Origin of the sequence: Variovorax glacialis (genome assembly GCF_051216375.1) — a bacterium.
GTDB lineage: Bacteria > Pseudomonadota > Gammaproteobacteria > Burkholderiales > Burkholderiaceae_C > Variovorax.
This window is the reverse complement of the sequence record NZ_JBPJZT010000006.1, coordinates 121,879-143,305: the sequence shown is the minus strand read 5'-3', so window position 1 is coordinate 143,305 and position 21,427 is coordinate 121,879. Positions and strand designations below refer to the sequence as shown.

General features: G+C 67.7%; 13 protein-coding genes. 5 read left to right on the top strand and 8 right to left on the bottom strand.

Annotated elements, in window-relative coordinates; all coding sequences use genetic code 11:
* Positions 1-13: 13 nt before the first annotated feature.
* The 3 genes from ACSFBL_RS17545 to ACSFBL_RS17535 form a co-directional block, all read right to left on the bottom strand.
* On the bottom strand, positions 14-11,482 hold the full coding sequence (locus ACSFBL_RS17545) for a VCBS domain-containing protein (RefSeq protein WP_435517074.1): 11,469 nt from the start codon (positions 11,480-11,482) through the stop codon (positions 14-16).
* Positions 11,483-11,641: 159 nt separating this feature from the next.
* Complete coding sequence (locus ACSFBL_RS17540) at positions 11,642-12,364, bottom strand: MarC family protein (RefSeq protein WP_435517073.1); 723 nt, start codon at positions 12,362-12,364, stop codon at positions 11,642-11,644.
* A gap of 55 nt (positions 12,365-12,419) precedes the next feature.
* Positions 12,420-12,812, bottom strand: a complete 393-nt coding sequence (locus tag ACSFBL_RS17535; RefSeq protein ID WP_435517072.1) for a DUF1622 domain-containing protein — start codon at positions 12,810-12,812, stop codon at positions 12,420-12,422.
* A 191-nt stretch (positions 12,813-13,003) separates the two neighbouring features.
* On the opposite strand from ACSFBL_RS17535, the gene ACSFBL_RS17530 reads away from it, so the two are divergent.
* Positions 13,004-14,170 (top strand): hypothetical protein, encoded by a 1,167-nt coding sequence (locus ACSFBL_RS17530; protein ID WP_435517071.1) that lies wholly within the window; start codon positions 13,004-13,006, stop codon positions 14,168-14,170.
* Positions 14,171-14,179: 9 nt separating this feature from the next.
* Here ACSFBL_RS17530 and ACSFBL_RS17525 read toward each other — a convergent pair whose 3' ends face one another.
* From ACSFBL_RS17525 to ACSFBL_RS17515, 3 genes are read right to left on the bottom strand one after another with little or no spacing between them, the layout of a single operon-like run.
* Entirely contained in the window at positions 14,180-14,302 is a 123-nt protein-coding gene (locus ACSFBL_RS17525) for a hypothetical protein (protein ID WP_435517070.1), read from the bottom strand.
* A gap of 22 nt (positions 14,303-14,324) precedes the next feature.
* Positions 14,325-15,365 carry an MBL fold metallo-hydrolase gene (locus tag ACSFBL_RS17520; protein ID WP_435517069.1) on the bottom strand — a complete coding sequence of 347 codons (1,041 nt, stop codon included), beginning with the start codon at positions 15,363-15,365 and terminating at the stop codon, positions 14,325-14,327.
* A gap of 46 nt (positions 15,366-15,411) precedes the next feature.
* A complete protein-coding gene (locus ACSFBL_RS17515; RefSeq protein WP_435517068.1) occupies positions 15,412-16,071 on the bottom strand; it encodes a peroxiredoxin in 660 nt (219 codons plus the stop codon).
* Between the two features lie 127 nt (positions 16,072-16,198).
* Here ACSFBL_RS17515 and ACSFBL_RS17510 point away from each other — a divergent pair, with 127 nt between their 5' ends.
* The 4 genes from ACSFBL_RS17510 (at position 16,199) to ACSFBL_RS17495 (ending at position 20,059) form a co-directional block, all read left to right on the top strand.
* Positions 16,199-18,223, top strand: a complete 2,025-nt coding sequence (locus ACSFBL_RS17510; RefSeq protein WP_435517067.1) for an acetoacetate--CoA ligase — start codon at positions 16,199-16,201, stop codon at positions 18,221-18,223.
* Between the two features lie 78 nt (positions 18,224-18,301).
* Positions 18,302-18,568 carry an antitoxin gene (locus ACSFBL_RS17505; RefSeq protein ID WP_435517066.1) on the top strand — a complete coding sequence of 89 codons (267 nt, stop codon included), beginning with the start codon at positions 18,302-18,304 and terminating at the stop codon, positions 18,566-18,568.
* The gene (locus ACSFBL_RS17500; RefSeq protein ID WP_435517065.1) at positions 18,565-18,981 is read left to right on the top strand and encodes a type II toxin-antitoxin system VapC family toxin; all 417 of its coding nucleotides are present in this window, start codon (positions 18,565-18,567) and stop codon (positions 18,979-18,981) included. Before ACSFBL_RS17505 ends, ACSFBL_RS17500 begins: the two co-directional genes overlap by 4 nt.
* A gap of 91 nt (positions 18,982-19,072) precedes the next feature.
* Positions 19,073-20,059 carry a Bug family tripartite tricarboxylate transporter substrate binding protein gene (locus ACSFBL_RS17495; RefSeq protein ID WP_435517064.1) on the top strand — a complete coding sequence of 329 codons (987 nt, stop codon included), beginning with the start codon at positions 19,073-19,075 and terminating at the stop codon, positions 20,057-20,059.
* Between the two features lie 28 nt (positions 20,060-20,087).
* Here the strand turns inward: ACSFBL_RS17495 and ACSFBL_RS17490 are convergent, their stop codons facing one another.
* Together ACSFBL_RS17490 and ACSFBL_RS17485 are read right to left on the bottom strand one after the other, a co-directional pair.
* Positions 20,088-20,960 carry an amidohydrolase family protein gene (locus ACSFBL_RS17490; RefSeq protein WP_435517063.1) on the bottom strand — a complete coding sequence of 291 codons (873 nt, stop codon included), beginning with the start codon at positions 20,958-20,960 and terminating at the stop codon, positions 20,088-20,090.
* A 5-nt stretch (positions 20,961-20,965) separates the two neighbouring features.
* Positions 20,966-21,367 (bottom strand): phage holin family protein, encoded by a 402-nt coding sequence (locus ACSFBL_RS17485; protein ID WP_435517062.1) that lies wholly within the window; start codon positions 21,365-21,367, stop codon positions 20,966-20,968.
* Positions 21,368-21,427: the final 60 nt, after the last annotated feature.

Here is a 21,427-nt window from a genome sequence, read left to right as displayed (position 1 = left end):
CTTCCTTGTCTTGTCAGAGGCGGTTCGGTTCGGGTGCGGCGATGCCTGCCTGCCCAAGCGGATGAAGGCGCTGCGCGGCCTCGCGCAACTGCTCCATGAAGCCGAGGGCGGTCTGCGGATCGGACGGCGCTTCGTCCGCCGTGACCGCGAGGTCGTCGGCATCGACGGTGAAGAGCGAGGGGTTGGCAAGCAGCCCGTCGGCGCTGAGGCTGACGCGGCCCTCGCGCCCGGCGATCCGGGCCGTGTCGAGTTCGCTGTTGCGCCGGCTCGCATCGACGGCGCGCGCGACGTGCTGGTCCGGCACCTCGCCGAGGCCGGCGCCCAGCGAGGTGCTGCGGATCTCCGGCGTCAGCTGCCACAGGACCTGGGTGCCGTCGCTGCTCCAGGCGGAGACGGTCAGGGCGGCGTCGATCTGTTGCACGACCGGCGTGATGTAGATGGCGGGATGCATGCCTAGCTGCACTGGCTCCCGGTAGTCGCGATCCAGGAGGAAGGAGAAGTAGTTGTCCGACGGCGGCGCGACGTACGGCGCCGGGATGTCGAGGTTGATCAGCAGTTGCGCCGCATCGGTGGCGCCCGCGCGATCGGCGATGGTGTAGGTGAACACGTCCTGCAGCACGCGGCCCAGCCTGCCGGCGGCGAGCACGTCGGGATTGGTCTGGTCGATCGTGTAGGTGTAGCTGCCGTCCGCATGGATCACGAGCGTGCCGTAGCGTCCCACGACGCTCTGCCCGAGCGCGCCGGCGGTGCCGGAGCCTGTCTCCGCGCCGGTGCGGATCGCGATCACCTGCAGGCCGTCGCCGCCGTCCACGTCGGTGTCGTTCGGAAGCACGTTGCCGCTGGCGTGCGGCGCGGGCGTTTCGCCGAGAGCGACATTGCTGTCGTCCGTCGCGACCGGCGCATCGTTGGCACCCCGGATCAGCACATTCAGATGGGCTTCGGACGTCGCGCCGGCGGTGTCGCGAATGCGGTAGGTGAAGGTCTCGCTCAGCGTCTCGTCCGGATTCCGCAGCGCCTGCACGGTGGGATTGGCGTTGTCGAGCACGTAGCTGTAGCTGCCATCGGCGTTCAGCGTCAGCTGGCCGTACAGGCCCATCAGCACCTGGCCGGGGGCGGCGGTCTGCCCCACGGCATTGCTCACGGCCAGCACCCGGCCGGCATCGAACGATTGGCCGATCGCATTGCTCACGCCCAGCACCTGCATGGTCTCGCCGTTGGCGACGCTGTCGACGTCGCTGTCGTTGACGAGGACGTTGCCCGTGGGATTGACCCCCGGCGTCCGGTTGGCAATGCCGCCGGCCTCGACGGCGGTCGCGTTGTCGTCGCGCGCGATGGGCGTGTCGTTGCGTCCGTCGATGGTGACGCGCAGCTCGGCCGTGCCGGGCGCGCCCCAGATGTCTTCCAGCGTGTAGGTGAAGGTCTCGCTCAGCGTCTGGCCGCTCGTGCGAAGGGCCTCCACCGCCGGCAGGCTGTTGTCGGTCACGTAGGTGTAGCTGCCGTCGGCGTTGAGCGTGAGATCGCCGTACAGGCCGCGCAGGCTGGTGCCGAGCGTGCCGGCGGCGCCGGTGCCTGTCGCGGTGCCGGTGCGCACCGACGTGACGACCAGCGGATCGCTTTCGAGGTCGACGTCGTTGGCCAGCACGTTGCCGCGGGGATCGACGCCCGCCTGTGCGTTGTTCAGGCCACCGGCCTCGACCGCCGCCGCGACGTCCGCAACCCCGTCCGGGAGATCGTTGACGCCACGGATGGCGATGTGGATCTGCGCCAGGTCGTTCAGTCCTCCCTGATCCGTCGCCTGGTAGGTGAAGTATTCGTCGACGAACTGCAGCGGCCCGAGCGCCAGCACTGTGGGATTGGTGGTGTCGACGAAGTAGTTGGCCGCACCGTTGGCGCCGATGATCAGCCGACCGTAGAGTCCGTCGATCGCCGTCCCGTCGGCATTGGTGGTGCCCGCGTTCACGGGCTGTAGCGCGCCGCCGGCGGCTTCCTGTCCGACGCGAATGCCGCTGACGCTCAATACATCGGCCCGGTCGACATCCGTGTCGTTGTCCAGCACGTTGCGGGACGGATTGACCGTGACGCCGACGCCGTTGTTCGCGACGGCCACCGCGACGTCGTCGACCGCGACCGGCGCGTCCCATGCGCCGCGGACGGTGATGGTCAGCTGGGCGATGTCGGTGGCACCCGCGGTGTCGCGCATCCTGTAGCTGAACACTTCCGTCAACGTGTCTCCAGGCCGCATCGCCTGCACCGCCGCCAGACTGTTGTCGACCTGGTAGCTGTAGGCGCCGTTGGCGGCCACGGTCAGGGTGCCGTAGGTGCCGTTGATGGCATGGGCGGCAGCTACCGCGACGAAGTCGGTCCTCTCCGATTCGGGGCCGACGCGGATGCCCGTGAGGGTGCGCGTGTCGCCCGCATCGACGTCGGTGTCGTTGGCCACCAGATTGCCCGTGGGATCGACCCCGGGCGTTCCGTTGGCGGTGCCGCCGGCTTCCGTCGCGAAGGCCACGTCGTCCACGGCAACCGGGTTGTCGTTGCGGCCCTGGATCGTGACGGTGAGCGGTGCCGAGCTCGTCGCGCCGGCGAGGTCGCGGATCTGGTAGACGAAGGTCTCGACCAGCGTGTCGGAAGGGGTGCGCAGCGCCTGGACGACCGGATTGCTGTTGTCCAGCGTGTAGCTGAGCGTTCCGTCGGCGTTCAGCAGCAGCGTGCCGTAGTTGGTGGTGAACGGCGTGCCGATGACGCCGCTGACGGGACCCGCGCCTGTGGCGTGGATGATGCTGGAGGCTTGCAGCGTCTCGCCGAATCCATCCACGTCATCGAACAGGGTGAGGACGTCGCCCGATGGGTCGGTGCCCGGCGTGCTGTTGTTCAGGCCGCCGGCCTCGATGGCGACGACGTTGGTCGGGTTCGCCGTGGGTGTGTCGTTGGCGCCCTGGATCGTCACCGTGAGGGTTGCGCGGTCCTGCGCGCCGGCCGCGTCGATCACCGTGTAGCTGAAGCTGTCGCCGAGCGTGTCGATGTCGCGGCGCAGGGCCTGCACGGCGGGGTCGTTGTTGTCCACGCGGTAGGTGTAGGCGCCGTCGGCGTTCAAGGTCAGCCAGCCATAGGTGCCGCGCAGTTCGGTACCGAGCACGCCCGCGGTGCCGGACGCCGCCTCGGTGCCGGTGCGCACGGACGACACCGCATGCGTCTCGCCATAGTCGATCGGGTCCGTGGCGACTTCACCGCCGTCCACGTCGGTGTCGTTGGCGAGCACGTTGCCGGTCGGGTCGACGCCCGGCTGGTTGTTGTTCTGGCCGCCGGCCTCCACGGCGGTGGCGGCATCGTCGGCGGCCACCGGGTTGTCGTTCTGGCCGCGGACGAGCACGATGACCTCGCCCAGGTCGGTCTCGCCGTTGCCGTCATCGATCGTGAAGGTGAAGCGTTCGATCAGCACGTCGGAGCCCTGGCGCAGGGCCTGTACCGCAGCGTTGGCGTTGTCGACCGCGTAGGTGTAGGTGCCGTTGGCCTGCAGGGTGAGCGTGCCGTACTGGCCGGCGACGACCCCGCCCGTCGGGCCGACCGGCGTGTCGGTGCCGCCCGCGCCCTCCGCACCGGGACGCACGAAGGTCACGGTCAACGGATCGCCGTCGGGATCGAAGGCGACGCTCGTGACATCGCCGGTCGGATCGACGCCCGGCGTCGCATTGGCCACGCCACCGCGCTCGGTGGCCAGCGCCACGACGTTCTGCGCCACTGGCGGATCGTTGACCCCGCGCACCGTGATGACGAGCTGCGCCGTGTCGACGAGGCCGCTGGTGTCGGTGATCCGGTAGGTGTAGATGACGTCGACCGTCTGCCCGGCCTGCAGACCCTGGAGCGTCGCGTTGTCGCTGTTGACGTCGAAGGTGTAGGCGCCGTCGGCCCCGATGACCAGCGTGCCGAAATCGCCCGTCACCGGCACGCCGCCCAGCAAGGCATAGGTGCCGGCGATCGAAGTGCCGTTGACGACGCTGGTACCGGGCACCACGGGGGTCAGCGGAGGGGCCGAGCTTTCCGGTCCGGTGCCGATGCCGTTCACGGCCAGCAGCGTATTGGGCGTGTCCGTGCGGTCCACGTCGGTATCCACGCCGTTGCCGCCGGGCTGGTCGATGGTGCCCGGGCGGCTCGGGAAGAGGATCACGTTGCCGGCCGGATTGCTTTCCGCGGCATTGCCGTTGGTGGACGCGGCCTGCGCATTGGCATGGTCGTCGCTCGCGACCGGGTTGTCGTTGGCGCCGCCGATGACGATGCGCAGCTCGACCAGATCGTCCAGTCCCGCGGCATCCGTGACCCGGTAGCTGAAGATGTCGTTCAGCGTATCGCCCGGCACCATGCGCTGCACCGTGGGATCGTTGTCGAAGACGACGTAGCGGTAGCTCCCGTCCGAGCCGATGGTCAGGGCTCCGTAGAGGCCGATCACGACCGTTCCGTTGGCGCCCGTGGTGCCCGGGTTCACGATGGACACGGGGCCCTGCGCCAGGGGCGGGACATTGCGGACGCCCGTGACCTGCTGGGTCTCGCCGTTGGCGACGCTGTCGACATCGGTGTCGTTCGACAGCACATTGCCCGTCGCGTTGCTGCCCGGGGTGCCGTTGTTCACGCCGCCGGCCTCGACGGCGTTGCCGACATCGTTCGCGCCCACGGGCGTGTCGTTGGCGCCGTGGATGGTGACCGTCAGCACCGCGCTGTCGCGCAGCCCTTCGATGTCCGAGAGCGTGTAGTTGAAGCGCTCGACCAGGGTCTGGCCTGAAAGCCGCAGCGCCTGCACGGCCGGGTCGTCGTTGTTGACCACGTACTGGTAGCCGCCGCCCAGGCCGACGGTCAGCGTCCCGTAGAGCCCGGCGAAGGTCCTCGCGCCGATCGATGGCAAGGGAAGCTCCGGCGTGCCTTCCAGCCCCACCGTGATGACGCGCAGCTCGTCCGCATTGGTGGCGATGTCGACATCCGTGTCGTTGTCCAGCAGGTTGCCGGTCGGATCGACGCCGACCTGCCGGTTGTCGCTGCCGCCGGCCTCCGTGGCGTCCGCGGCGTCGTCGACCGCCACGGGCTGGTCGTTCACCGGCGCGAGAACGATCGCGAGGGTGTCCTGATCGGTCAGCGCGTCGGCCGGGTTCTGCGTCGGCGTGCCGTCGCCGTTCGCATCGCCGGTGTTGCCGCGGTCGTTGGTCAGGATGGTGAGCGTGTCCGTGCCGTTGAAGTCCTGGTTGCCCAGGTACTGCAGGTTGGCCAGCGCGAGGTTGAGGGCCGCGAGGTTGCCGCTGAGTCTCAAGGTCGCCGTGGCGGAACCGCTCACCGTGACGCCTGCCGGCACGCTCGTCAGCGACAGCGTGCCGTTCAGCACCGAGAGCGTGATGTCGAGCGTGCCGCTGGCGGCGTCGACGTCGGTCACCGACAGGCCGCTGATGGCGAGCGTCACGTCCTCGAGGCCGTCGGGCGCCACCGCGGGCAGGTGGTTCACGGGGGCATCGTTTTGCTCGACGTAGCCGGCGTTCGCGGCGGCCGTCGCGCCTTCGCCGAGGGTGACGACGATCTGCCCGAGCGGGCTCGCCGCATGCGTGTCGATGCGCACGCGCAGGTCGCCGAGCGGCTGCGGATAGCTGATGGTGCCGGTCGGCGTGTCGATGCGGAACACGCCGGCAGGCAGCACGCCGAAGCGGTACTGCCCGTTGGCATCGGTCGTCGTCGTGAACACGCGGTTGTCGGCCGTCGTGGCGAGATTGCCGTCCACGCCGCCCCAGGTCAGGCTCACGGTCTGTCCGGGAAGCGCCGGGCCGTCGGGCACCGCGCTGGGGGTGGCGGAGGCGGTGTCGTCCCACAGCGTGCCCTGGATGATGCCAAGGCCCGCGCCTTCCGCGAGCACATAGGTATTCGGCGCGCCGCCGATGCCGGTGCGTTCACCGTTGACGGTGCCATCGACGCCCACCGGTGTGCCGCCCCAGGTGGTGAAGGTCTCCGGAAGGCTCGACCACGTCAGCACCGCGTTGCTGCTCGCAATCGCTGCGGAATTCGGCAGCGTGACCTGGTAGATCACCTGGATCCGCGTGTTGGGATCGAGCTGGTCGAAATCGACCGTCAGTCCGCCGGCGGTGCCGACGGTGATGCCGGCAGGGAGATTGGCTGCGGTATAGACCGTGCCGTTCAGCGAGATGCTCACGAAGTTGTAGCCGCTCCCGACCGGGAACGAATCCACGAGATGGGTATTGAAGGCCGACAGCGTGCCACTCTCGACGAAGGTCAGCGCCACGGTGGCCGTGCCGGTCGTGCCGGCCGGATTCGGATTGAAGTCGATCACGCGCTTGTCGACGCTGGCGAAGGCCGGTTCGACGATGCGCTCGCCCACGATGTTGCCGACCGCGCGCGACCCTCCACCGACGAGTTCCAGGGCCGTCACGTTGAGCACCGCGCCCGCCCTGTTGGAAGCCTGGTTGAGCACGCGTGCGTTGAACTCCAGCGAGATCCCTTCGCGGTCCGGGTCGTTGGGATTGCCGTTGACCAGGTTGCCGAAGTCGAAGGTGACGGTCTGGCTGCCGTCGGGATTGACGACCACGTGGATGAGCGCCGGATTGAACACCCCGGTCGGCGCGGGACCCGAGAGACCGGGCGTGATGTCCTGCGCTTCGGGGCTGTTCTCGTTGCCGAAGATGAACAGCGTGCCGCCGACGACCAGGTTGACGTCGGTCGACATTTCGTTTTCGGAGATGAGGGCGACGCGCACCACGTTCTGGAGTGCATCGGGCGTGATGAATCCGAGGCCGGCGGGCAGCGTGACCTGCACGTGGTAATTGGGGTTGTTGCCCTCGGGCACCAGCACCACCACGCGGTAGCGGATCACTTCGCCGATGGTGACCTGTTCCAGTTCACCGGAGGTCGGCGAAAGGGCCGGCGTGTTCGGCAGTCCCCCGACGCGGGAGACCTGGATGGCCTGGGCCACGTCGAAACTCAGCGTGACGTTGCGCCGGTAGTCGTTGAGCACGCCGGTGCCGAGACCGCCATCGACGCCGGTGCGTTCGCCAGTCGGATCGGCCGTGCCGGCGGTGGTGCCGTCGAGGCTGGTCCACTGCACCTGCGCCGTGTTGGTGAAGGCGGACTCCGCGGCGGCCGAGGCGTTGACCACGCCGGTGATGCGCAGCACGATGCTGCCGCCCTTGCCGATGTCGATGTTGGCGCCGGAGGCGGTGCGCAACTGTCCGCCGACGATCTCGAAATCGACGCCGCCGTGATTGGTCGCCGCGCCCTGGTAGGCGACGCCGGCGATCGCCAGGTTGCTCATCTCGGTCGGCAGGTTGTCGAGCAGGCTGATGTCGAAGGCGTCGAAGTCGCTGCCGCCGTTGCCGTTGCTGATCGTGATGGTGAATTCGACCGGATCGCCATCGTCGAAACCCAGGCCCGGATCGGTGACCAGCGTCTGCGCGATCTGCAGCGTCGGCTCGCGTACGGTGACGGTGGGGGTACCGCCGGTCAGCGCGACGGTGCGATCGACGGGCGTGGCGCCATTGGGCGTGTCGGTGTCCGGGTCGCTGAAAGTGATCTGCGCGCTGTTCTGCAGCGCCCGGTTCGACTGGTTGGCCGCGACGTTGCTCGCCACGAGCCGAAGGCGGACCACGAAGCTGTTGTTGCCGATGACGTTGTCCGCCGTGGCGCCGGCGGCGGTGAAGGCCAGCCGGGCGCCGGCGCCGTCGCCGCCGATGGTGCCCGACAGGGCGCTGATCGCCCCGGGCGTGATCGTGCCGCTGAAGTCCGCGGCGAGCGCCGCGCTGCCGGCCGTCGTCGTGATGAGCTGGTAGCCGAGGCCGCCGTTGAAGCTCGTGTCCAGCCGCAGGCCGGCCGGAATCAGGTCGTCCAGCCGCAGCGACTGCGTGGTGCCTTCGGGCAGAGTCACGACGATGTCGTAGAGCATGCTTTCGCCGATCACCAGGTCACTGCCGGTGGTGTGCGTGGCGCTCGAGTCGCTGTTGTCCAGGCTGCCGCCCGCAAAGGTCTTGATGACCGCGGGCGACGCCACTTGCTGGTTGGCCAGTTCGGTGATGTCGGTCGGCGCGAAGTCGGAGCCGCCCTCGACGCTGGCGTAGTGGGTCAGCGCGGCAGTGCTCTGCAGGGTGCGGGCCGCGTCGATGGTGCCGCTCACGACCGCGTCGTAGGTGATGACGACGATGTTGGCGCCGCTCGCATCGGCGGCCGTGCCCGGGCGGCCGGGTGCGAGCGTGGGGGTGAAACCGGCGTCGAGGAAGGTGATCTCGTTGCCGGCCACGCTGTAGTCGGTGCCGGCGACGAGCAGGGTGCCGTCGCCGCGATAGATCTGCAGGTTCGCCGTGGCCAGGCTGCCGCCGACGAAGCCCAGGCCCGCAGGCAGGGTGACGGTGGTCTGCACATCGAAGGCACCGCCGCCGCCGCGGTTCTCGATGGCGGTGGCCAGCCGCACGGTGTCGCCCGCATCGATGCCGGTGACGTTGCCATCCACCGCCGCGAGGTCGGTCACGCTGCCCTGGAAAGGTACGCCGGCGGATCCGGGTGCGTTCCACGTGCCGGTGGTGCCGGTCACCGTGCCCTGGCTGGTGGACACAACGCCATGGCGGATGTCCAGCACCGGCTCGGCCACGGAGGTGATCACCGCCACGTCGGACGAGACCAGATGGTTCTTCACGATCGTCGTCTGCTGGTCGGACTGCGCCAGCACGTCGAGCTCGCGCTGGTCGGCGAAGGGCTGGTCGCCCACGCGCAAGGTGAACTGCACTTCGATGCGACTGCCGTTGACGGTGGAGTTGACGTAGTTCCCGAAGTCGAAGACGACCGAGTTGCCCGGGCCGGTGGTGACCGAGTCCACGCCATCGGGGTTGGTGTTGCCCGGCCCCAGTGTCCATTGGCCGATGCCGGCGCCCTGGCTCCAGGTGACGCCCGCGAGGTTGAGCAGCGGCTGCGGCATGTAGGCAGTGAGGCGGAAGCCTTCGTAGTCGCCGGTCACTAGGTCGTAGCTCATGCGGAAGGTGACCACGTCGCCCGGGTGCAGCTCTGGCGTGGCCGCCGGCGGGCCGCTGTTGACCGACACCAGCTGGATGTCGACCTGGCGCGTGGGGATCGTGCTCGTGGTCGCGGAGCCGTCAGACTCGTCGAAGCCGGTCAGGTTGATGGCGTCGACGAGGAGGGTTCCCGTCACCGTCGCGTTGTTGCCGACCGCGTCGCCTTCGTTGATCTCGGGGTGCGGCGGGTGCGGCGTCACGTAGGTCTGCGCGATGGTGGTGCCGTAGCTGATCACCGCCGTGGTGGCGCCGTCGCGCGAGTCCTCGAAGGCCAGGTCCCCGACCAGCGCGCCGAGCGCCGCGGGCCCGCTCGACGCCGCCTGCAGCGAGGCGGCCAGATCGAAGACCAGCGTGGTCGTGCCGTCGGGGTTCAGCGTGCTCGTGACGATCAACGGAATGCTCTGCGTGATGCCGGCGCGCGTGACGCTGAAGGTCGCCGGGCCATTGAAGGTCTGGCCGTCGGCGAGCGTGTCGGTGATCCTGAAGCTGCCGTCGCCGAAGAAGTTCTGGCCGACGGCGAAGAAGTCGGAGATCGCCACGTTCAGCGTGTAGCGCAGCGTGTCGCCGGGGCTGAGGCCCGATGTGCCCAAATCCGTCTGCACCGTGGCCTGCTTGATGAGGCTGACGGACTTCGCGACGAAGCTCGCGTTGGTGCCATCGCCGGTGTCGCTGAAGCCGATATCGGTGGCAGGCGGGACGACGTCCCGCGGGTCGATCGGCGTCCACCTGCCGCTGACGGTCGGCGCGCCGAAGGTGATGGTGGTGTCGTCGCCCGTCGCGGGGTTGACGACCGCCGAGCCGTCCGCGCCCGATTCGGGCACGTAGAAATTGACCACGGTGTTGGTCGGCGCGCTCAGCGCGGCGTAGGTGATCGTGTAGCTGCTGAGGAACACGCTGTCGCTGGCGATGGCCACCGCGATCTCCGAAGGGTTGGTGATCACGGTGCCGTCGCGCAACGTGATCGAGCTCAGCGTGCCGCCCGCACCCGGGACGATCGAGGTGACCTGCACGTCGCCCGGCAGATCCTGGGTGACCGACACGTCGGTGAGCGTCTGGCCAGGCGCAGGCGTGACGGTGACTGTCTGCGAGTGCGGGAAGTTCGGGCCGGTGACGGTCTCGCCCTCGGGCATGTTGATCGACTGGTCGATCGTGACGAGCGTGGGGTGTACGACGAAGTCGTGGAGCGAGCCTTCGATCAGGCTCGGATCGACCGTCGGGTTGTCGAGCGCGTCGTTGCCGAACTGGAAGCCGCCGCGCGCCCGGACGGTGAGGTCCGGTGTGCCATTCGAGAGGCTGGTGTCGGCCAGGTTGCTGAGTTGCGCCGTGACTTGCACGGCGACCGTCGGCTGGTCCTGCGACAGGCTGCCGTAGGGCAGTTGCAGCACCACCATCTGGTCGCCGGGGCGCATGCCGACGCTGGCCGCGTTGATGACCACCGGATTGCCGCTCGAATCCCGCGCCAGCGGATGCGTGGCATTGCCGGCCGCATCGAAAGTCAGCACAAAGGACTTCACCGGCTGGCCGAGGTAGGTGGCGGCGATGAAGGTGGCGCCGTCGTCGCCGTCCTTTCCGGTTGCCGGCATGAAGAGGTCGACATAGGGGCCGTAGCCGTCGTCGGCCGACGTGTTGCTCATGTTGACCGTGAAGCTGAACTGGCCGCCGAGCAGTGCATCGGTGCCGCCGGACAGGCCGACGGTCGGCCCGGCGGCCAGAAGGCCGTCGAAGCTGGCGAGCGTGCTGGCGCTGAGCGCAATGGGCTTGTCGACATCGCCGCTGCGGACTTCCAGCGTCCAGTTGCCGCCGGCGGCCGCGCTGCCGGTGTTGTCATTGGAGGCGCCGACGTCGGCACCCGTCCAGTGGGCGAGCTCGTTCACGAGCGCCTGGCCCGCGACCCCCGCACCGACGTTGCAGCCATAGAGCTGGATGTCCGCGCCGGGTGCGAGGTCGCCGCGCCAGTTGCCGAGCACGCTGCTGGCCTGGTCGATGTTGTCGCTGGTGAGCGTGCGGTTGCCGAGCGTGAACTGGCCTGCCGCACCGTGCGAGAAGATCTGGATCGAATCCACGGGGCCCATTTCGGCCAGCGCCGCGGAGATGGCCGCCAGCCCGTCGGTGCGGCTGTCGACCACCAGCAGCCGGGCGTCGGCGGGAAACTGGGCCGTGAGCTGGTCGCGGTTCTCGACGCGACTGTCAATCACCACCAGTTGATGCGGGGCGGAGGGCGTCGGGGTGGAAGGGGGCGGCGCGTCGGCGGCGGGGCGCGCCGCAGCAGCGGCGGTCTCGACGGGCGTTGCCGTTGCCGCGTGCGCCGGATCGGCATGGTGCTGCTGGTCGACCGCCGACGCCGCTGCCCCGTCAAAGAGGATGCGCGGCTCCAGTGCCAATGCGTGCGATCGGGGTCGCAGCCAGTCGACAGCTGCAGAAGCAGACCTTGCACCCGAGTTCATAACGTCTCCGTCGAAGGTGCCTCGCGTCGGGCCCGCCGCAGGGGCCGCATCCACGAGCGAACCTCGTTGAATGTTGTCGGCCAGTTTGCCACTCGCACGGAGCTCCAACCCCGATAAAGGTCTGCCCTTAGGGGCAGGCTTGTAAAAGAATGTAGGTCGTCAGGCGAGGTGAAGGATGCCCAACAGGTACAGCGAGCCCAGCATCATGGACACGGAAAGTGCGACCTGCATCACCCCCAGCACCGCACCCAGGACCTGCAGCACGCCCACCACGGCGGGCCGCATGATGCTTCGCACGAAGACCATGGCGAGAAGGTTCAGCGCCATCACGATCGCGAGCACGGCCATGGTGGCCACGGTGCGCTGCGCATCGCTGCTCAATGTCAGCAGGAGGATCACGGCGGAGATGCCGTAGGGCGTCACCAGCATCGGGAAGGCGATCTTCATCGGGTTCGGCGGTGTCGCCGAGGCTGCGGGGGGAGCGGAAGGTGGCGCCTCGTACTGCGCCAGGACGCCTCGGAGCGCGATGACGAAGAAGATGACCCCGGCCGTGAACTGGAGCGCGCCGGCGGGCACCAGCCACTTGTCCGCGAGCGAGCTTCCGATGAAGCCGCCTGCGGCCAGGGCGACGGTGGCGATCACGGCGGCCTTCAACGCCAGCGCGCGTAACGCGCGCACGTCCAGCATGTGGGTGGACTGCGCGAACGGTCCCAGCAGCTTGAGCGGGCCCAGCGTGATGAAGAACAGGGTGAAGACCTGGGTCGTGTCGAGGAGGTAGCCGCCGTGTCCCGGCGCCGCGATCGCGGCGCCGGGCAGCGCGAGGGCCGTGATCGCGACGATCGCGCGGCGATCCAGCAAGGTGTGCGATCCGGAAAGCGTCATGTTGATTTTTCCTTGGCGCAACGCCGGTTGGCGGCAGGCGGAGCCGCCCGCTCGCTCATGGTTGCTTGTCCCGACCGGCCGCGATGGCGGCAGCCAGTTCCGCATTCTCGCGGGCCATCCTGTGGGCAGCCTCGAGATCGCGTCCGAGGAAGAAGCCGAGCACGGTCCGGATGCCCGCGATGGTAGCCAGGCGGCCGAGCTCGTCCCAACTCGGCGAGACGACCGTCGACACCAGGTCGGCGGCCAGCAGGAATTCCAGGCCCACCATCATCCAGCGCGACAGCCCCTGCCAGACACCCAGCGCGACTTCCGCCGGCGGACGACCCGCGAGAAAGCCGGTGAAGAGGTTCATGACCGCCATCAGCGCGCCGAGGGCGAGCAACACGAGAGTCGCGGCTTCGAGCAGTCGCGACAGGATGTGCGCGGAGGTGTGGAGCAGTTCTTCCATGAGCGACGCGGGACGATGGCTCCCGGCATGGTGAAACCGTACGCCGGCCTTGCCCATCGGGCAAAGGGCAGCGCCGATTGCCCCTTGGGGCAGCGGGACGCCGGAGCACGCCGCGGCTGCTTGCCAATCGACGGCATTGAGCTAGCATTTGCCGCGCCCTGGAAGCCCGGGGCCAGGAGGGCTCGCAGCGCATGCAGGTTTCTTTCAACAGGCACGGTCCGTTCTATCGGCTGCAGCGTCGCCTAGGCCTGTTGTCCGACACCGACCTTGCGGTGGGACGCCGGGCCGTGCTGTTCGTCGCCGTGGCGTGGATCCCTGCCGTGCTGCTCGCGGCCCTGGAGGGGCTCGCGCTCGATGCCAATCACGAGCGGGCCATCCTGCTCGACTACAGCACCTACGCCATCGCCATCGCCATCGCTTCCCTCGTGTGGATGGAGCAGACCTCGGACGATCGCATGGCGCATCTGATCGAGCAATTCGAGGCCCGGGGCATCGTGCCGGAAGCGGCGCGTGCCGGCATGATCGTCGCCCGGAAGAACATGGAGCGCCGAACCGGCTGGTGGCTGGCGGAACTCGCCGTGCTCGTCATTGCCTACGTGTTCGCCTACTTCTGGCTGCTGAGGGCGCCGGTGACCACCACCGCGGGCACCTGGCATGGGCGCGTGGTCGATGGGACGTTCCAGCTGACGCTCGCGGGCTGGTGGACGGTGTTCGTTGCGCTGCCGCTGTATGGCTTTCTCTTCGGCCGGTGGCTGTGGCGCTTCGTGACCTGGGGACTCATGCTGTATGACATCTCGCGCTGCGACCTTCGCCTAGTCGCCACGCATCCGGATCGCTGCGGCGGCCTGGCCTTCATGGGGCAGTATCCGCAGACCTATGTGCTGTTCGTCTTCGCGGAAAGCACGGTCATCGCCGCGACCGTGCTGAAACTGGTCGTGCATGGCGATGCCAGCCTGATGAGCTTCAAGTTTGCGCTGCTGGGGATGATCGCCTTCTTTGCCATCGCGTTCGTCCTGCCCCTGCTGGTCTTCACGCCGCGGCTCGTGACACTGAAGCGCAAGGGCCTGGCGCACTATGGGTCGATTGCGAGTCGGCACAACCTTGCGTTCGAGGCGAAATGGGTGTCCGGGCGGGAGGTCCAGCCGGCCGAAGAGATGCTCGGGGCGCCCGATCCGTCCTCGCTGGCGGACTTCGCCGCAGGCTATGACCTGATCAAGCGCATGCTGCCGATGCCGGTCACCCTGGAGAGCATCCTGCCGGTCGTGCTGGCCGCACTGGTGCCGATGATCTGCGTGGCGGCGACCCAGGTGCCGTTTGCCCAGATCGTCGAGGCGATCAAGTCGCTGATGCCGCTTTGAGGCGCGCCATCAGGCGAGCGCGGCCTGGGAACTGATGGCTGTCGCCTTCGGCGCCTGCGGCTTGGGCTCGCAGCCCGCGAGGACGACCAGCGTCGTGAGGACGCAGAGCAGCGTGAGGTTGCGGTAGTTCATGACGTCTCCTTCGGCAGTCGCTTCAGGGCTCCTTGCCGGTCTTCAGCGGGTAACCCACTTCCCTCCACGCCTTCATGCCGCCGTCGAGCGCCACGGCGCGCATGAAGCCCATGGATCGCAGCGTCGCGGCGGCGAGCGTCGAGATGTAGCCCAGTTCGCAACAGGCCAGGATGCGCCGCGTCGGGTCGGGCAGGTCCTGGTTCACGCGCAGTTCGAGCTGGCCGCGCGGCAGCAACCGGGCGCCGGGGATGTGGCCGCCTTCGTACGCATCGCGCTCGCGCACGTCGAGCACGATGAGGTCGTCCTCCACCGCTTCGACCCGTGACTTGAGTTCGGACAGCGACATGAACGGTACGGAAGACGTCGCCTCCGCGAGCAGGCTCGCCACGGTCTTGCCGCCGCTCATGTTCGTGCGCAGGGCTTCGGTGATGTGCGTCGGCATCGTGAGGTTCAGGTTGCGCATCATCTCGACGAACTCGGCGCGCTCGCGCTTCTGCAGGCGCGGATTGGTCGCGATCTCGTCGGCGATGGTCGAATGGCCGCGCCCCTTGTAGTCGTGCGCCGGGTACACCTGCAGCACAGGATCGAGGTGCAGCAGGCGATGGAACAGGCTGTCGTACAGCGCCTCGGGATCGCCGCTGGGAAGGTCGGTGCGGCCGGTGCCGCCGATGAGCAGCGTGTCGCCGGTGAACACCCGGTCCTCGACCTGCAGGCACATCGAGTCGGCCGTGTGGCCCGGCGTGTGCAGGGCCTGCAGCCGCAGCTTGCCGAGCACGACCATCTCGCCGTCGCCGATGCGCATGTCGACGAAGGGGGCGGGACTTGCACGATGCATCACGACCGGCACGTCGAGCTGCCGTGCGAGCTCCTTCGTGGCAGAGAAGTGGTCGGCGTGCGTGTGCGTGTCGATGAGGTAGCGGATGCGCACGCCGTCGCGCGCCGCGAGCGCGATGTAGTGGTCGATCTGGCTCAGTTCCGGATCGATCAGCGCGGCGACGCAGGCCTGGTCGCAACCGATGAGGTAGGACTGGCAGCCGCCGGTCGGGATCTGCTCGAAGACCATGGTGCGTCCGGCGGTGGTGCGGTGCAGCAGCTGTGCGGCGGCGCGATCAGCCCGGTTGCTTCACGACGCGCAGGTAGGGCTTCGGTGCCTTCCAGCCTTCGGGGAAGAGCTTCTTCGCATCGTCGTCCGACACCGAGCCGGCAATGATCACGTCCTCGCCGTTCTTCCAGTTGGCCGGCGTGGCGACCTTGTGCGCGGCGGTGAGCTGCATCGAGTCGAGCACGCGCAGGATCTCGTCGAAGTTGCGTCCGGTGGTCATCGGATAGGTGAGCATCAGCTTGATGCGCTTGTCGGGGCCGATGACGAAGACCGAGCGCACGGTCGCATTCGTTGCCGCCGTGCGGCCGTCGGAAGTGCCGGGTTCCTCGGCGGGCAGCATGTTGTAGAGCTTGGCCACGGCGAGGTCGGTGTCGCCGATCATCGGGTACTTGGGCAGGTAGCCCTGTGTTTCCTCGATGTCCTTGGCCCAGCGTTCGTGGGCGTCGACCGGGTCGATGCTCAGGCCGATCAGCTTCGCGTTGCGCCGGGTGAACTCGGGTTCGATCTTCGCCATGTAGCCCAGCTCGGTGGTGCACACCGGGGTGAAGTCCTTGGGGTGCGAGAACAGGACGGCCCACTTGTCGCCGATCCAGTCGTGGAACTTGATGGGCCCTTGCGTGGTGTTGGCCGTGAAATCGGGGGTGACGTCGTTGATGCGCACAGACATGTTCGCTCCTTGAATGATGGGGTGCCGGGTCACCGGAAAGTACACCACGAACCTGTGTCGCTTACAAGTAAGGGCACTGTGCTTTCCCGCATTGAACAGGGGCGTGCTGGCGCGTTAGGCTGCACAGGTGAAACCCAACTCTCCCCCCTTCATTCCCCGGATCCGTCTCTACCAGGATTGGCTGCGCGACGAGCGCGGCCTCGCCTTCGATTCCTACGATGCGCTGTGGCGCTGGTCGGTCACTGACCTGCCTGCGTTCTGGCAGAGCATCTGGGACTACTTCGGCATGCAGTCGCCCACGCCGGCGAGCACCGTGCTGGTCGATGCGCGGATGCCCGGCACGCGCTGGTTTCCCGGTGCGCAGGTCAACTACGCGCGCGAGGTGCTGCGGCATGCCGATGCGGCGCACGCGGCCGGCATGCGGGCCATCATCAGCGACAACGAACTCGGCGGAGTGCGCGAGATGTCGTGGCCCGAACTGCGACGCCAGGTCGCGGCCTTCGCGCTGACCTTGCGCGAGCTCGGCGTGGTGCGCGGAGACCGCGTCGCGGCCTACCTGCCCAATGTGCCGGAGACGATGGTCGCCTTCCTAGCGTGTTCCAGCATCGGCGCCGTGTGGAGCGTGTGCGCGCCCGACATGGGAACCGCGGCGGTGGTCGATCGCTTCCGGCAGATCGAGCCCAAGGTGCTGATCGCGGCCGATGGCGTGCACTACGGTGGCAAGCCGCTGGACCGCAGTGCGGTCGTGCAGGAGCTGCGCTCCGCATTGCCGAGCGTGCGGAAGCTCTTGCTCGTCCGCACGCCTTTCGCAGCAAAACAGATTCCGGCCGAAGCCGAATGGACGACTGCCGTCGCGCGCGACGATGAAGTGACCGCAGCCTTCGAGCCCGAGTGGCTGCCTTTCGACCACCCGATCTGGATCGTCTATTCCAGCGGCACCACCGGCCTGCCCAAGCCGATCGTGCATGGTCAGGGCGGCATCCTCATCAACATGTTTGCCTGCGGACTGCACCACGACCTGGGGCCGAGCTACAGCGCCAACAACTTCGGTGAGCGCTATCACTGGTACAGCTCGACCGGCTGGGTCATGTGGAACTCTCAGCTCTCGGGGCTGGCGTTCGGATCGACCATCTGCATCTACGACGGCAACCCGGCCGGTAGCAAGGAGAAGCCCGACTGGGGCGTGCTCTGGCGCTTCGTCGCGCGGCACCGGGTGACCTTTTTCGGCGCCGGCGCCGCGTACTTCACCAACTGCATGAAGGCCGGCCTGCAGGTGAAGGACTGCGGCGACATGCGCCGCGTGCGCGCGCTCGGCAGCACCGGCTCGCCCTTGCCGGAGGACGCGCAGCGCTGGGGCACGGCGCAGGTGCTCGCGGCCGGCTCGCCCGCCGTGTGGTGGTACAACATTTCGGGCGGCACCGACTTCTGCGGCGGCTTCGTCGGCGGTCATCGCGAACTGCCCGAAGTGCCGGGGCAGATGCAGTGCCGCTACCTCGGCGCATCGGTGGAGGCGTGGAATGAGGCCGGCGAGCCGGTGATCGGCGAGGTCGGCGAACTGGTCTGCACGAAGCCCATTCCCTCCATGCCGCTCTGTTTCTGGGGCGACGAGGGCAACGCGCGCTACCTGTCGAGCTACTTCGACACCTACCCCGGTGTCTGGCGCCACGGCGACTGGATCCGGATCGGCGTGGACGGCGGCTGCATCATCTACGGCCGCAGCGACGCCACCATCAACCGCCAGGGCCTGCGCATGGGCACGAGCGAGATCTACAGCGCCGTCGAGGGCCTGCCCGAGGTGCTCGACTCGATGGTGGTCGACCTCGAATACCTCGGCCGCGAAAGCTACATGCCGCTGTTCGTTGTGCTGCGGCCGGACGTCGAACTCGACGACGCGATGCGAACGAAGATCGACAACGCGATCAGGACCTCGCTGTCGCCGCGCTTCGTGCCGAACGACATCTTCCAGGTCGCGGAGATTCCGCGCACGCTCTCGGGCAAGAAGCAGGAGTTGCCGATCAAGAAGCTGCTGCTCGGCCAGCCGATCGACAAGGTCGTGAACCGCGAGGCGATGGCGAATCCGGGGAGCCTGGAGTGGTTCGTGGCCTTCGCTGCGCGGCGAGGGCGAGCGCAGGCGGATGGCCGGGCCTCATGAAAAAGCGCTCTTGGGCGGTCCGCGTTGACCGCCTTCACCGCTGTACATACAATTGTAGATACAACGAGGGTGCCCATCATGCCGCAGTCCATCGCCAAACTTTTTGCAACCGGCGGCAGCCAGGCCGTGCGCTTGCCGGCCGAGTTTCGCTTCGAAGATGCCTCCGAGGTTTACATCCGTCGCGATGAGAGCACTGGCGACGTCATTCTGTCCACGCGTTCGCCAGTGGACTGGCTGTCGTTCATGCAGTTGCGCAAGCAGCTTGGCGCAATGACTGGAGACTTTCTGGCCGAACGCGAGCAGGTCGAGCAAAAGCGAGACCCGTTCGAGGGCTGGGAAGAATGACGCTGTACATGCTGGACACCAACGCGGCGAGCGAGGCGATTCGCGGCCATCCGGCATTCGATGCCCGATTGCAGGCGCTACCCCCTGGCCAGTGGTGTATCTCGGCTGTGACTTGCTCCGAGATCCGCTACGGCGTGGCCAAGCGCCCGGAGGCGGTGCGGCTGCATCGCATCGTCGACGAGTTCCTGCGCATCGTGCCGATCCTGCCCTGGGACGCCAAGGCGGCAAACCGGCATGGTGAACTGCGTGCCGCCTTGAAGGCCCGCGGCAAGCCCATCGGGGACTTCGACGAGATGGTCGTCGCGCATGCGCTCGCAATCGGCGCCGTGGTAGTCACGGACAACACGCGGCACTTCTCTCGGGTTCCAGGCCTCGTGGTCGAAAACTGGTTGCGGCCCTTGACCGGCCACTGAAGTCGACGTCTTTGCGCGCGGAACGCGAGCGGCGGGTCCAGAGCGAGCCCACCACAGTTGGCTTGTGCCTTGCATTGATTTCGGAAAACTCATGAACACCTTCCTTGAGATCGCCCGTCATTCAGCGCTGATCCTCGCCGCCCTCTCTGCATTCGCCGTGGGCACGAATGCCCATGCGCAGGCGTCCTCCACCAAGCCGATCCGTCTCGTGGTGCCCTTCGGCCCCGGCGGCGTCGCCGATCTCACGGCGCGCACGGTCGCGCAGAAGATGTCGGAGTCCATGGGGCAGAGCATCGTCATCGACAACAGGCCCGGCGCCGGTGGCGTGGTGGCCGCCGACACCGTGGCCAAGGCGGCGCCGGACGGGCTCACCGTCCTGCTGATGTCGAACGGCAATGCCGTCAGCGCGGGACTGTTCAAGCACCTGCCATTCGACACTCTCAAGGACTTCGCACCGGTCTCGACGCTCGGCTATTTCGACATGGCCGTCGTGACGGCAGCGGACTCGAAGTTCAGGTCGATGCAGGAACTGCTGGCCTACGCGAAGGCGAACCCCGGCAAGCTCAACATCGGCACGATCAATGTCGGCAGCACGCAGCATCTGGCGGCCGAGCTGCTCGTGCGCAGCACCGGCATCGACGCGCAGGTGGTGCCCTTCAACGGATCGCCGGCGATGATCACGGCCCTGCGCGGCGGGCAGATCGATGCGGGCGTCGAGATCCTCGCGCCGATCCTCGGCCAGATCAGCGGGAAGTCACTGCGTCCGATCGCGGTCATGGGCGCCAAGCGTTCATTCGCCTTGCCGGACACGCCGACGGTCGCGGAGACCGGAGCGCCGAAGTTCAACGTGGCGTCATGGAATGCCTTTGCGGTGCCCGCCAATACCCCGCAGACGGTCGTCGCACGACTCAACAAGGAAGTCAACGCAGCGCTCGCCGCACCCGAGGTGAAGGAGCGGCTGCGCCAGCTCGGCGTCGAGGCGCAGGGCAGCACGCCGCAGCAGCAGGCCGAGCTGCTCAAGGGCGAGATTCAGCGCTGGTCCGACGTCATCCGCCTGGCGGGGATTCCGCAGCAGTAAGCGGCGTCGGGCACGAACCGCGGAGACCTCACGCCCAGTACAGCCGCATCGGGTTGTCCACCAGCAGCTTGTGCTGCAGCGCCGCGGTCGGCGCGATGCGCGGGATCATGTCGACCAGCGTGCCGTCGTCGGGCATGTGCGTCTTGAGGTTGGGATGGGGCCAGTCGGTGCCCCACAGCACGCGGTCCGGGAAGGTCTCGACCAGCCGTCGCGCAAAGGGAACGACGTCGTCGTAGGTCGGCGGGCCGGACACTGAAAGGCGCTCCGGGCAACTCACCTTCGACCAGATGTTCGGATGCTCGCGCAGCAGGTGGACGAAGCGCTCGAACTGTGGCCCGTCCACGGATTGACCGACATCGGGCCGGCCCATGTGGTCGACCACCACGATGGTCGGCAAACGCGTGAAGAAGTCCTGGAGCTCGGGCAGGTCCTGCGCCTCGAAATAGACGACCACGTGCCAGCCCATCGGCGCGATGCGCTCGGCGATGCCCATCAGTACGTCGCGCGGCGTGAAGTCGGCGAGCCGCTTGAGGAAGTTGAAGCGCACGCCCCGCACGCCGGCTTCATGCAGCAGGTGAAGCTCGGCATCGCTCACCTCCGGCGCGACCGAGGCCACGCCCCGTGCGCGACCGTTCGAATGCGCGAGGGCGTCGAGCAGTGCGCTGTTGTCGGTGCCATGGCACGTGGCCTGCACGATGACGTTGCGCTCGAAGCCGAGCAGGTCGCGCAGCGAGAACAACTGATCCTTCGAGGCATCGCAGGGCGTGTACTTGCGCTCCGGTGCAAAGGGAAACTCCGCAGCCGGGCCGAAGACATGGCAGTGCGCGTCGACCGCCCCGGGCGGCGGCGCGAAATGCGGCTTCGACGGATGCGGGTGAAAGGAGAGCCAGCCTGCGTCCATGGTGTCTACAGCCACTTTCCGTCGGACGGCATCTGGATGCGGGTCTCCGGGGTGCCACCGTCGATCAGGGCGCCGACGAAGATACTGAGCACCGAGATGAAGATGCTCGCGAACAGCGCCGTCCAGAAGCCGGACACCCTGAAACCTTTCACCAAGGCCGACACCAGCAGGATCATCAACGCGTTGATGACCAGGATGAAGAGCCCGAAGGTCACCAGCGTCAGTGGCAGCGTGAGGATGATGAGCAGCGGCCGGACGATCGCGTTGGCGAAACCGAGCAGCAGCGCCGAGACCACGAGCGCCGAGGCGCTGTCGAAATTGATCCCCTTGAAGATATGGCTGGCCACCCAGAGCGAGAAGGCGGTGATCGCCCAGGTGATCAGGAAGGGAGCCAGGGAATTCAGCATGTCGTCGCTCTCGTCGTTGGTAGGACCGGACGATCATATCGGCGGGCGCGGCGGAGCGGT